Annotated in this window: 13 protein-coding genes; 10 read left to right on the forward strand and 3 right to left on the reverse strand. The window is 64.4% G+C overall.

Annotated elements, in window-relative coordinates; genetic code table 11:
- Positions 1-24 precede the first annotated feature (24 nt).
- From AC58EF_RS11320 to AC58EF_RS11365, 10 genes are all read left to right on the forward strand, one after another.
- A complete protein-coding gene (locus tag AC58EF_RS11320) occupies positions 25-1,329 on the forward strand; it encodes an MFS transporter (protein WP_497276303.1) in 1,305 nt (434 codons plus the stop codon).
- Positions 1,326-2,237 carry a hydroxypyruvate isomerase family protein gene (locus AC58EF_RS11325; protein ID WP_497276305.1) on the forward strand — a complete coding sequence of 304 codons (912 nt, stop codon included), beginning with the start codon at positions 1,326-1,328 and terminating at the stop codon, positions 2,235-2,237. The genes AC58EF_RS11320 and AC58EF_RS11325 overlap by 4 nt, the downstream gene beginning before the upstream one ends.
- A 26-nt stretch (positions 2,238-2,263) precedes the next feature.
- A complete protein-coding gene (locus AC58EF_RS11330; protein WP_497276306.1) occupies positions 2,264-3,091 on the forward strand; it encodes a 3-keto-disaccharide hydrolase in 828 nt (275 codons plus the stop codon).
- A complete protein-coding gene (locus AC58EF_RS11335) occupies positions 3,088-3,657 on the forward strand; it encodes a gluconate 2-dehydrogenase subunit 3 family protein (RefSeq protein WP_497276308.1) in 570 nt (189 codons plus the stop codon). Before AC58EF_RS11330 ends, AC58EF_RS11335 begins: the two co-directional genes overlap by 4 nt.
- Positions 3,654-4,499, forward strand: coding sequence for a sugar phosphate isomerase/epimerase family protein (locus tag AC58EF_RS11340; protein WP_497276309.1), 846 nt, complete (start codon positions 3,654-3,656; stop codon positions 4,497-4,499). Before AC58EF_RS11335 ends, AC58EF_RS11340 begins: the two co-directional genes overlap by 4 nt.
- A gap of 25 nt (positions 4,500-4,524) precedes the next feature.
- Entirely contained in the window at positions 4,525-6,207 is a 1,683-nt protein-coding gene (locus AC58EF_RS11345; RefSeq protein ID WP_497276310.1) for a GMC oxidoreductase, read from the forward strand.
- A gap of 75 nt (positions 6,208-6,282) precedes the next feature.
- Positions 6,283-7,338: a LacI family DNA-binding transcriptional regulator gene (locus AC58EF_RS11350; protein WP_497276311.1), complete on the forward strand. Its 1,056-nt coding sequence runs from the start codon at positions 6,283-6,285 to the stop codon at positions 7,336-7,338.
- An 84-nt stretch (positions 7,339-7,422) separates the two neighbouring features.
- The gene (locus AC58EF_RS11355; RefSeq protein WP_497276313.1) at positions 7,423-7,803 is read left to right on the forward strand and encodes a Dabb family protein; all 381 of its coding nucleotides are present in this window, start codon (positions 7,423-7,425) and stop codon (positions 7,801-7,803) included.
- 125 nt (positions 7,804-7,928) lie between these two features.
- Positions 7,929-8,942 (forward strand): aldo/keto reductase, encoded by a 1,014-nt coding sequence (locus tag AC58EF_RS11360; RefSeq protein ID WP_497276382.1) that lies wholly within the window; start codon positions 7,929-7,931, stop codon positions 8,940-8,942.
- A 44-nt stretch (positions 8,943-8,986) separates the two neighbouring features.
- Positions 8,987-9,871: an HpcH/HpaI aldolase/citrate lyase family protein gene (locus AC58EF_RS11365; RefSeq protein WP_497276314.1), complete on the forward strand. Its 885-nt coding sequence runs from the start codon at positions 8,987-8,989 to the stop codon at positions 9,869-9,871.
- A gap of 2 nt (positions 9,872-9,873) precedes the next feature.
- Here the strand turns inward: AC58EF_RS11365 and AC58EF_RS11370 are convergent, their stop codons facing one another.
- From AC58EF_RS11370 to ligK, 3 genes are read right to left on the reverse strand one after another with little or no spacing between them, the layout of a single operon-like run.
- Positions 9,874-10,767 (reverse strand): amidohydrolase family protein, encoded by an 894-nt coding sequence (locus AC58EF_RS11370; protein WP_497276316.1) that lies wholly within the window; start codon positions 10,765-10,767, stop codon positions 9,874-9,876.
- Positions 10,764-11,828: a 4-oxalomesaconate tautomerase gene (locus tag AC58EF_RS11375; protein WP_497276317.1), complete on the reverse strand. Its 1,065-nt coding sequence runs from the start codon at positions 11,826-11,828 to the stop codon at positions 10,764-10,766. Before AC58EF_RS11375 ends, AC58EF_RS11370 begins: the two co-directional genes overlap by 4 nt.
- Positions 11,821-12,495 carry a 4-carboxy-4-hydroxy-2-oxoadipate aldolase/oxaloacetate decarboxylase gene (gene ligK, locus AC58EF_RS11380; RefSeq protein WP_497276318.1) on the reverse strand — a complete coding sequence of 225 codons (675 nt, stop codon included), beginning with the start codon at positions 12,493-12,495 and terminating at the stop codon, positions 11,821-11,823. Before ligK ends, AC58EF_RS11375 begins: the two co-directional genes overlap by 8 nt.
- Positions 12,496-12,551 lie beyond the last annotated feature (56 nt).

Genomic DNA, 12,551 nt, shown 5'->3' on the forward strand with positions numbered 1-12,551 from the left:
GGGGCGCAGGGTAGAGGAGCGGGCATGACGGGTATAGACCGGCAGAGGCTATTTTGGCTGAGCGTCCTGGCGCTCTTCACCGCGTCGATGAGCGCATCCCTGCGCGCGGCGGTGGCGAGCAGCCTCAAGGCGCAATGGATCGATCCGATCGCGCCGATCGCGGCGGGGGAACTGATCGGGGCCGCGCTCGGCTCAGCCTTCCTCGGCTTTTCGATCACGGTCTTCGTCGTCAGTGCGCTGCTCGACAAGCTGCAGATCCGCCGCGTGCTGATCGGCTGCGGCGTCGCCTTCCTGATCGGCACGAGTTTGATCGTCGCAGCCGGCGCGCTGGCCAGCGGCATGGCGGTCTATCATCTGGTCTGGCTGGGCATGTTGCTCAGCGGCATCGGCTGGGGCTTTGCCGAGGCGTCGATCAATCCACTGACCGCCCGCCTCTATCCCGAAGACACCACGCATCGCCTGAACGTCCTCCATGCCTGGTATCCCGGCGGCCTGATCGTCGGGGGCCTGGCCGGCGTATTCCTGGCGCCGGTCCTGCCCTGGCAGGCGATCATGGCGCTGGTGTTCCTGCCCGCCATCGGGGTCATCCTGATCGCGGCGACTACCCGGTTTCCCGAGCCGCCCCAGGTGGTCGGCGGGCGGGGCATGAAGGACATGATGCTCGAAGTAGTGCGCCGTCCCAGCTTCTTCATCTGGTTCGGCGCGATGTTCCTGACCGCTTCGTCGGAACTGGCGCCGGGGCAGTGGATCGACGTCGCGCTCAGCAACCGGGTCGGGATGCGCGGCATATTGTTGCTGGTCTATGTCAGCGCGCTGATGTTCGTGTTCCGCCATTTCGCAGGGCGGATCGCCGGCCGCCTCTCCAATCCGGGCCTGCTCTGGGTGTCGAGCCTGCTGGCGGCGATCGGCCTGTTCCTGCTGTCGCAGGCGCAGTCGCCCGTCTCGGCGATCCTGGCGTCGACCGTCTGGGGGCTGGGAGTCTGCGCCATGTGGCCGACCATGCTGGCGTCCGTGGCGGAACGCTATCCCCGCGGCGACGCCTGGGCGCTGGGGCTGGTCGGGTCGGCGGGCGCACTCGCCAGCTTCTTCGTGCTGCCGCGTCTGGGGGAAATGTTCGATCAGGCCAAGGTGGAGATTGCCGGCGGGCCGGAAGCCTTCACGCGGCTAAGCGGCGCGGCGTTGCGCGCGGTGGAGGATGCCGCGGCGTCCCAGTCCTTTGCGCGGCTGACCTTCGTGCCGCTGACGCTGCTGGTCGTCTTCGGTTTGATCTGGCTGGCGGAACGGCGCGCAAGCCGTCGAGCGGCGCGCGTGGCGGAGGGCATGGCATGAGCATTTCGAGACGGACGATGATCGCGACCGGACTGGCCGTGGCGGCGGCTCCCGCCTTGTCCGCTGCCGGCAAGGGCAGTTCCAACGCCGCCCGTTTCTCGCTTGGCTACGCCCCGCATGAAGGCAGTTTCGCCAGTCGGGGCGGCCTGTTGGAGCAGATCGCCTTCGCCGCCGACCAGGGCTTTCGCGCCTGGGAGGATAATGAGGCGCGCAAGCGGCCGGTCGAACAGCAGGAGGCGATGGCCCGCGCATTGGCGCAACGGGGCATGACCATGGGCGTATTCGTCGCCAGTATGCCCAAATGGGCGGACTTTCGCCCGGTGCTGGGCGCCAATGATGACGCCGACCGGAATGCGTTTCTGGACGATATCCGCACCTCGGTGGAGGTCGCCAAAAGGCTCAACGCCAAGCATATGACGGTCGTCACCGGCTTCATGGACCGGAAGGTGCCGGAAGAGATGCAGACCGGGCGGATCATCGACTGTATGCGCCGCGCGGGCGACATCGTCGCGCCGCATGGTCTGGTCCTGGTGATGGAGCCGCTCAATACCCGGACCAACCATCCCGGCGTCTTCATGCAGTCGATCGCGCAGGGCTATGCCGTGGCGCGCGGCGCCAACAGTCCGGGCGTCAAGATATTGGCGGATCTCTATCATGAGCAGATCCAGTCGGGGAATCTGATCCCGACGCTCGACGCCTGCTGGGCGGAGGTGGGCTATCTCCAGTTCGGCGACAATCCCGGTCGCAAGGAGCCGGGCACGGGCGAGATCAACTATGCCAATATCGTCCGCTGGCTGCGCGCGCGCAGCTATGCCGGCGTCATCGGCATGGAGCATGGCAATTCGCTGGAAGGACGCGCGGGCGAGGAACGTCTGATCGCGGCCTATCGCGCGATCGACAGCGTGTGAAACGGGGCATGAAGAGGAGCGAGAGGATGAAGGGCATCCAGATCGGGATGACGATGGCGGCCGGCCTCTTGGCGGGCACGCTAGTCCATGCGCAGGAAAAGCCGGGCTTCAAGGACACGCCGATCCTGCCGGGCGGCAACTGGCATGTCCATGATCCCGATCGTCCTGCGCCCACGGTGGTTATGCCCGCCGCCACGCCGGGCGGCGCGCCATCGGACGCCATCATTCTGTTCGACGGCACATCGCTTGACGCCTGGCGTGGCGAGCGTGGCCCGTGGACGGTCGCAAATGGCGTGATGACCATTCCCTCCCGCGCCAGCAGCGGGGGCGAGAACAACCTGATTTCGAAACAGGAATTTGGCGATGTCCAGTTGCATCTGGAGTTCCGGTCGCCCAATCCGCCGCAGAAAAGCTCGCAGGACCGGGGCAATAGCGGCATCTGGTTCATGCAGCGCTACGAGGTGCAGATTCTCGACGGCTATCGGAACGCGACCTATGCCGACGGCACGGTGGGTGCGGTCTATGCGTGGAAGCCGCCGCTGGTGAACCCGTCGCGCCGGCCGGGCGAATGGCAGAGCTACGACATCGTCTTCGAACGGCCGCGCTTCGCGGCGGACGGCAGCCTGACGCGGCCAGCCTATGTGACCGTGCTGCTGAACGGCGTGCTGGTGCAGAATCATCAGGCGATGCTGGGCACGACCGCATGGCGCAAGATCGCGCAATATCAGGCGCATGGCGACAAGGCGCCGATCCAGTTGCAGGATCATGACTCGCCCGTGTCGTTCCGCAACATCTGGGTCCGGCCGCTGCCGGAAGAAGCCGTCGCGCAGGATTTAAAGGGGGCAGGGCAATGATGGATCGCAGACACGCGCTGGGCGGCATAGTCGCCATGTTCGGCGCCCAGCTTTTCGCGCCGCTCGCGCGCGCGGCGGGGATCGCACCCGCCGCCGCGATCCCGGTGATCGACCAGGGCGCGCCGAGCATTCAGGTCTTCACACCCGAACAGCGTGCTCTGATGACGGCATTGTGCGAACGCATCATACCCGCGACCGACACGCCCGGCGCCATCGCTGCCGGCGTGCCTGCCTATCTCGAGAAGCTGCTGGCCGACTGGGCGGTCGCGGAGGATCGCGACCCCATATTGTCGGGCCTCGCGGAAATCGATGCGCGCAGCCGGCAGGACTATAAGCTCCCCGCCGCTCAGGCCACGCCGGAGCAGCAGGATGCGCTGATCACGCTGGCGATGGACGACGAAATACCGGACGGCGAGGAGTTTTTCGAAGCCTTCAGGCAAATGGTCATCGTCGGATACTACACGTCCGAGATCGGTATCACGCAGGAACGCGAATATTTGCCTGTTCCCGGCGAATATAATGGCGCCTTCCCCTATTCTCAGGTCAACAAGGTCTATTCCGCATGATCATCAATCGTCGCTCTATGATGCTGGGCGCCGGCGGTCTTGCCGCGCTGGCCAGCCAGCCCTTTATCGGCGGCACGGCTCGCGCCGCGCAGATCCGCAGCGTCGGCCTGCAACTCTATACGGTGCGGGAACTTTTCTCTGCCGATCCGGTGGCGACGCTGGAGAAGGTCGCCAAGGTCGGCTATCGCGAAGTCGAATATGGCGGTGGCGGCTATGACACCATGGATCATGGCCTGTTGCGCAAGACCATGGACCGGCTGGGACTGAAATGCCCGTCCATTCATGTCGGCTATGATGCGCTGCTGGAGAAGCTCGACGCCAGCGTCGCCATGGCGAAGACGTTGGGCGCGGATACGATCGTCCTTCCCTATATGGTCGACAAGTATCGCAATGCGGCCGCGTGGGACGCCGCGCTCGTCAACATCAATCGGTTCGGCGAACAGCTGAAAGCGGCGGGGTTGGGCTTTGCCTATCATAATCACGACTTCGAATTCACCGTCAAACCCGACGGCGTCAGCCTGTTCGACCGACTGGTCAGGGCCTGCGATCCCGCGCTGGTGAAGATCGAACTCGATCTCTACTGGGCCGTCTATGCCGGGCAGGACGTGCAGGCGCTGGTCCGCAGTCTCGCCGGCCGCATCTATTCCTATCATGTGAAGGATATGCGCGCCGATCGCAGCATGACTTCGGTGGGCGCGGGCACGATCGACTTCGCCGGCATCTTCAAGCTGAACGACCTTGCCGGGGTGCGGCATTTCTATGTCGAGAACGATCAGTGTCCCGCCCCCTATGTCCCCGACATCACCAAAAGTTTTCAGACGCTGCGCGCGCTGCGCTTTTGAATCACATTTCTGGGAGAGGATCATCATGGCTTCGACGGACAGGTTCGATGCGATCGTCATCGGTTCGGGCATCAGCGGCGGTTGGGCCGCGAAGGAACTGACGGAAAAGGGGCTGCGCGTGCTGATGCTCGATCGCGGTCATATGGTCGAGCATGGCGAGGGCTATACCTATGACGGTCGCCCCGCCTATGACGTGCCGGCGCGCAATATCATGCCCGACACGCTGCGGGAGAGCGACTATTTCATCGCCCAGCATGGCTATGTCGCGCCCAGCAACCAAGCCTTCTACAATAATGACCGGCTGAACCCCTACGACTATAGCGAAGGCAGCAAATTCTACTGGATCCGTCCGGCGGCGGTTGGCGGCAAATCGCTGATCTGGGGCCGGTGGAGCTTCCGCTGGAGCGCGGACGATTTCGAGGCGAACAGGCGTGAAGGCATCAACGGCGTCTGGCCGATCGGCTATGACGATCTGGCGCCCTGGTACAGCTATGTCGAGAAATATATCGGTGTGTCCGGCTCGCGCGAAAATCTCCCCTATCTGCCCGACAGCGAATTTCAACCGCCCATGCCCATGAACGTGGCAGAAAAATGGATGAAGCAGCAGCTGGAGACGGAATTTCCCGGCCGCAAGATGATCAATGCCCGCCTGTCCAACATGACCGAGGACAAGCCGGAACAGGGACGGACCAAATGCCAGTTCCGCAACCAGTGCGGCAATGGCTGTTCTTTCGGGGCCTATTTCTCGACCCAGGCGGTCACATTGCCGGCGGCGCGGGCGACGGGGCGGCTGACGCTACGGTCCGATGCGGTCGTCACCAACCTCGAATATGATCCGGCGAGCCGGAAGGTGACGGGCGTCCGTTTCGTCGACGCCAAGACCGGACAGGCCGAAGTCGTGACTGCGAAGCTCGTCTTCCTGAATGCCTCGACCCTGGGTTCGGTGCAGATCCTGATGAATTCGCGCCCGCAAGGCAGCCAGCGCAGCCATTTCGATTCCAGCGGCACGCTGGGTCGTTATGTGATGGACCATATCTTCCGGGTCAATGTGAAGGGCGACATTCCCGGCATGGAGGAATTTATCGAATTTGGCCGCCGGCCCGGCGCCGTCTATGTCCCGCGCTTCCGCAATATCGGCAAGGACGAGGATCTCGGTTTCCGCCGTGGCTATGGCTATCAGGGCGGCGCCTATCGCGAGCCGGCCAAGCCGGTCGGCTTCGGCGCGTCCATGAAGGAAGGGATGCGCCGCTATGGCGGCTGGAAGTTCCAGATGGGCGCGTTCGGCGAATGCCTGCCCTATGAGGATAATCATGTAGCGCTCAATCCGGCCAAGACCGACCGCTTCGGCATTCCGTTGATGCGGTTCAACGTGACCTTCCGCGACAATGAGTTGCGGATGATGGCGGACGCGCGTGAACAGGGCGAAAAGATGCTGCGCGCCGCAGGCCTCAAAAATATCGAAAGCAAGGAGAAGGAGCATGTGCCGGGCGACGCCATCCACGAGATGGGCGGCGCGCGCATGGGCGACGACCCCCGCGCATCGGTGCTCAACAAATGGAGCCAGGCGCATGATGCGTCCAATCTGTTCGTCACTGACGGCGCGCAGATGGCGTCGATTTCCTGCGTCAATCCATCGCTCACCTTCATGGCCCTGACCGCGCGGGCGGTGGACCATGCGGTCAAGACGCTGAAGGAAGGTGCGGCCTGATCCTTGCCCTGTCCGTTTCGGCACTATGACGCCGGCCAAAACCCGCTATCAGGGGAAATGGGGGCGATGAAACTGATGGCGAGACGAAGACGAAGTGGCGTAACGATCCGCGCGGTGGCGGAGAGGGCGGGCGTGTCCGCGATGACCGTGTCCAACGTCATCAACGGCGCCGGCCGGGCGAGCGCCGCCACAATCGCAACGGTGCGGGCGGCGATCGCCGAACTGGGCTATGTTCCCAATCTGGCGGCGCGGCGCCTCGCCAAGGCGCGCGCGACGACCGTCGGCCTCATCTACAGCGACCGGCGCACGCCGTTCCTCGACGCGGTGCTGGTGGGAACGCTGCGCGCGACCAATGCGCACGGCCTCCAGCTGATCCTGCGCGATGGGGAGGGCGTGACGCAGGGGGAAGCGGAGCGTATCGCCCAGGATCTGGTGCGCAGCGGCGCCGATGCGCTCCTGCTCATCCCGCCCTTTGCCGAGCAGCTCAGCGGATCGGCGGTCCTCGCTTCGCTGGGCGTGCCCCTGGCGGCGATCGCGACGGGTACGGCCATGCCGGACGTCACGACGGTCAGGATCGACAACCGGGCGGCCATGCTCGCCATCACCGAATGCGTCATCGCCCATGGGCACCGCCGGATTGCCTATGTCGCCGGACCCGATCATTACAGCGTGGTCGCCGCCAGGCTCGATGGCTTCCGGGCGGCGCTGAGCAGGCATGGCATTCCCGACGAGACCGGTCTGCTCGTGCAGCATGGCGAGTTCGACTATGCCTCCGGCATCGCTGCCGGCCAGACTCTTCTGGCGCGGGATGATCGACCGACGGCCATCATCTGCAGCAGCGACGATCTGGCGGCGGGCGTCATCGCGCAAGCCAACCATATGGGGCTGTTATTGCCGCGCGATCTGGCCGTGACCGGTTTCGACGACACGATCCTGGCGTCGCGCATCTGGCCGCCGCTGACGGTAGTCCGGCAACCGGTGGAGGACATGGCCTTTCGCGCGACCCAATGCCTGATCGCGGCGCTCGGCAATGTCCAGGGACCGGCAGGGGTGCGCGACGAGATTTTCGATCATGACATAGTCGAGCGAGAGTCCATAACGACCGCGCGCGCCGGCATGTCCGAAAGCTGATCGTCATCGGCGGGGCCTCCGGCTTCGTCCTTATCGCGAGGGAACGGCATCGTGAAGACAAGCAGGAGGGAAATGGCGGCCATGATGGCGATGGGAAGCGTGGGCGCGGCCCTGTCGCCGGCCAGAGCAGCGACGCCGACGGTCGAACCGAAACTGGTGCATCATGTCTTCTTCTGGCTGAAGACACCCGGTTCCCTGCCCGATCGCGACCGGTTGATTGCGGGTCTGCGCACGCTCAAGAATATTCCGGTCATCCGAAAGCTCCAGATCGGCGTGCCGGCCGGAACGGAAAAGCGCGAGGTCGTGGATGCCAGTTACGACGTGTCGGAACTGATGTATTTCGACAGTGCGGCGGACCAGAAGGCCTATCAGGACCACCCCATCCATCTGGCCTTCGTCAAATCCTGCGAGCATCTTTGGCAGAAGGTGCTGGTCTATGACATGCAGGTCGTTCCGGAGGCGTGACGGAAAGGGTTTGATCCGATGTGCGGCCGCCGATCGGCATGCCGTTGCGCGTCATGGCTGGAACCGGCGAACAAGCCTCGCTATGGCGGGGCATCCCCGACCGAAAACAGGATCATCCCTATCTCATGACCGTCTCGTCGTCGCCCCGTAGCATCGGTCCCTTCACCGTCTCTCCCATTGGCCTTGGCTGCATGAATCTCAGTCACGCCTATCTGCCGCGGCCCGAGCCACGCGAGGCGGAAAAGCTGCTGCTTCATGCGCTCGACCGGGGCGTGGACTTTTTCGACACGGCCGCGCTCTATGGCTTTGGCGACAACGAGGAATTGCTCGGTCGCACCCTGATGCACCGGCGCGACGCATTTGTGCTGGCGAGCAAATGCGTGCTGGGTGGCAAGGACGGTCAGCGTGGACTCGATGGTTCGCCGCAGGCCATTGCCGCGACGCTGGAGGATTCGCTGCGGCGGCTGAACGTCGAGCATATCGATCTCTATTATCTCCACAGGCTCGATCCCAATGTGCCGATCGAGGAGTCGGTCGGGGCGCTCGTTCGCGCGGTCGAGGCGGGCAAGATCGGCGCGATCGGCCTGTCGGAAATGTCGGCTGCGACGCTCCGGCGCGCCCAAGCCGTCCATCCCATTGCGGCGATGCAAACCGAATATTCGCCCTGGACGCGCAATGCGGAAGTCGCCGTGCTGGACGCTTGCGTCGAACTGGGCGTCGGTTTCGTCGCCTTTTCTCCCGTGGCGCGGGGCGTGCTGGCGGGCGGCGTGGGGCCGGAGGGCGTACCCAAGGGCGACATTCGTGAATCCATGCCACGTTTCCAGCCGCCGCATCTGGAACGCAATCTGGAACTGGTCGCGCAATTCAAGGCGATTGCGGATCGGGCTGATTGCACCATGGCGCAACTGAGCCTGGCATGGGTCTTGTCGCGCCGGCCCAATATTGTGGCGATTCCCGGCACGACCAGCATCGCCCATCTGGACGAGAATATGGCGACGCTGGCGCTCGACCTGTCGGCCGGGACATTGGCGGCGGTCGATGCGCTTTTCACCTTCGAAGCCGTGTCGGGACCGCGCTACGCCAAATCCGCCCAGGCGCAGGTCGACACCGAAACCTGGCCGGGCGAGCCGCTCGACTAAGCCTCACGCACGCAGACCGTTATAAGCGACCAGGGAGAAGAGGAATGACCGCCATGCTGCCCGCCAAGCTGCGCTCCTGGCTTTTCGCGCCGGGAGACAGCGAGAAGAAGATGGCCAAGGCGGTCGACAGCGTGGCGGATATCGTCATCTTCGATCTGGAGGATGCGGTCGCGCCGGACAAGAAGGAAGTGGCACGCCGGATGGTGCATGACGCGCTGCGGGCGCAGGAGGAAGGGCGCGATCGTCTCTGGGTGCGGATGAATCCACTGGATGGTCCGCATACGCTGCATGATCTGGCCGCGATCATGCCGGCGCGGCCGGGTGGTCTGATGCTGCCCAAGGCCAATGGTCGCGCCGATGTCGAACGGCTGGATCATTATCTGTCCGCGCTTGAAGTTGCGAACGGCATCCCGGAAGGCTCGACACCGTTGATCGTGCTGATCACGGAAACAGCGGAGTCGATGTTCCATACGGGAGACTATAAGGGCGCGCCGCGCGTGGTTGCGCTGAGCTGGGGCGCGGAGGATCTGGCGGATTCGATCGGCGCCGGCAGCAATCGCGATCCTGACGGCACCTATGGGTTCACCTATGAACTGGCGCGCAGCCTGTGCCTGCTTGGCGCCGCAACGGCCGATGTCGCCGCGATCGAGACGATCCACGGGGATTTTCGCGATCTCGACGGTTTGAAGGCACGGGCGGAAAAGGTGCGCCGTGACGGTTATCGCGGGATGCTGGCGATCCATCCGGCGCAGGTGGATGTCATCAACGCAGCCTTCTCACCCCAGGAGGAGGATATCGCCGAAGCCCGCGCGATCGTGGATCTGTTTGCGGCCAATCCGGGGATCGGCACAATCGGTTACAAGGGGCGGATGCTCGACCGGCCGCACCTTAGCCGCGCGCAGCAATTGTTGCGGCAGGTCGATCGGTAAGGTCAGCCCAGTTCCTCGGGCCAATAGAGGCGCATCGGATTGGCGATCAGCAGCTTGTGCTGCAATGCTTCGGTCGGTGCGATGCGCGGGATCATGTCGACCAGATGGCCGTCGTCCGGGATATTGTCCTGCATATTGGGGTGCGGCCAGTCGGTGCCCCAGAGGACGCGATCCTGATAATCCGCCACCAGCGGCGCGACCGCATCGGCGAAGGCGTTCCAGGGATCGCCGCCTATCCCGTTTTTTGGCGGATCGAGCCGGTCGGGGCAGGTCGCCTTGAACCAGATGTCGGTGCGGCTGTCCAGAAAGGCGCGAAACGCCTTCATGTCAGCGCCCGCCGGCCCCTGCGTAACGTCGGGGCGGCCCATATGGTCGATGACCAGCGGGACCGGGATGGCGTCCATGAAGGGGCGCAATTCTTCGAGGATGTCCGCTTCGAAATAGATCACCACATGCCAGCCGGTGGGCAGGCGTCTGGCGACTTCGAGGAATTTGTCCTTGGGTGCATCATCGACCAGGCGTTTCAGGAAATTGAAGCGGATGCCCCGGATGCCGCCATCATGCAGGGCGGCAAGGTCGGCTTCGGAAATCGCCGGGTCGACCACCGCGACGCCGCGCGCCTTTCCGTTCGATTTCGCGACGGCGTCCAGCGTGGCGGCATTGTCCGTGCCGTGGCAGCTTGCCTGAACGATGACGTTGCGGTCGAAGCCCAGATGGTCGCGCAGCGCGAACAGCATGTCCGGGCCGGCATCCTGGGGCAGATATTTGGCCTTGGCGGAAAAGGGGAAGTTCGCCATCGGGCCGAAGACGTGGCAATGCGCGTCGATCGCGCCCGCCGGCGGGGTGTAGCATGGCTTGGACGGGTTGCCGTGCCAGCTGACGATGCGATCAGTCATGCGAAAATCTCTCCGTCCATCAATTTGCGCGCGGTGCGCAGCATGGCGGCGCTGGTGACAGCGCCTTTATCGTCCAGTTCCATGACGCAGGTTGTTTCCCCGGTGGGATGCTCGACCGACAGCTTTTGGCGACGGCCTTCGGGGATCGATGCGACCTCCGCGGCGGGCGATCCCTCGATCAGGCAGGCGGTGGCGACGCTCACCGCGCCCAGCACGCCGATCGAGGCATGGGCGCGATGCGGAATGAAGCTGCGCACCGTGACCGCGCCGCCATTGCGGGGCGGGGCGACCAGCATCATCTTGGGCACCGACTTGTCCCTGACGTCGCCGAGATTCATCCGTTCGCCGACGGCGAGGCGGATTGCCTCGATCCGGGTCTTCAGCGCCAGGTCATTGTCCAGCGTATCGCGGTCCTCATAGCCGGTGATGCCGACATCCTGCGCCTTCATGACGACACAAGGCATACCATTGTCGATCAGCGTGACACGCACGCCTTCGACCTCATCGACCGCATTGCCGGTCGGAAGCAGCGCGCCGCAGGAGGAGCCGGCGGTGTCGCGAAATTCCAGCGGGATCGGCGCGGCGCTGCCGGGAACGCCGTCAATCTTCGCCGCGCCGTCATAGCGGACCTTGCCGCCGGGCGTTTCCACCGTGGCGATGGCGATCTGGCCGGTATTTTCCATGAAGATGGCGACGCGAGTTTCGCTGTCCTGCGCGCGCACCAGTCCCCGCTCGATGGCGAAGGGACCGATGCCGGCCAGGATATTGCCGCAATTCTGCGCATCGCTGACTACGCCCACATCGACGAAGACCTGGAGGAAGAGATAGTCGACGTCGACGCCCTCCCGCTCCGATTTCCTCACCACCGCGACCTTGCTGGTCAGCGGGTCGGCGCCGCCCATGCCGTCGATCTGGCGCGGGTCGGGCGAGCCCATGACGCGCAGCAAGAAGGCGTCGCGGGCGGCGGCGTCGGTGGGCAGGTCTTCGGCCAGGAAATAGCCGCCCTTGGACGTGCCGCCACGCATCCACATGACGCGGGCGCTGGTCTGAAGTTCAGACATATTTCAGGCCCATTTCCTCAAGGCGCGGGCGCATATTGTAGATGTCGAGGCCGAGTTCACCGGCCGCGAGGCGGACGCGCTTGGCTTCCTCCGCGGCTTCGCGGGCCTGCGCTTTTTCGAGGACGGCGGCGGCGTCGGCGCGCGGAACGATGCACACGCCGTCATCGTCGGCGATCACCACGTCGCCGGGATTGACCAGCGCATTGGCGCAGATGACGGGTATGTTGACCGATCCGATCGTGTTTTTGACCGTGCCCTGGGCATGAACCGCCTTCGACCAGACGGGGAAGTTCATCTGGGTGAGGTCACGCACGTCGCGCACGCCCGCGTCGATGATAAGGCCACGGCAGCCGCGCGCCTGGGCCGATGTGGCCAGCAGATCGCCGAAATAGCCGTCGGTGCAGGGGCTGGTGGGGGCAAGGAGGAGGACGTCGCCTTCCTTCAACTGTTCGATCGCGACATGCACCATCCAGTTGTCGCCGGGCGCGGCGGAAATGGTGACGGCGCTGCCGGCGATGCGGGCGCCCGGATAGATGGGGCGCATATAGGACGCGAGCAGGCCGGTGCGGCCCTGCGCTTCATGGACGGTGGCGACGCCGCATCTGGCAAGGCCATCGACGACGGAGAGGTCCGCCCTTTCGATATTCTGGACGACGACACCGGACATGGAACTGCTCCTTCTCCCAAGATGGACAGCGACATGGACAGCTTCGCGGCGATGCT

It is taken from the genome of Sphingobium sp. WR1, assembly GCF_059693745.1.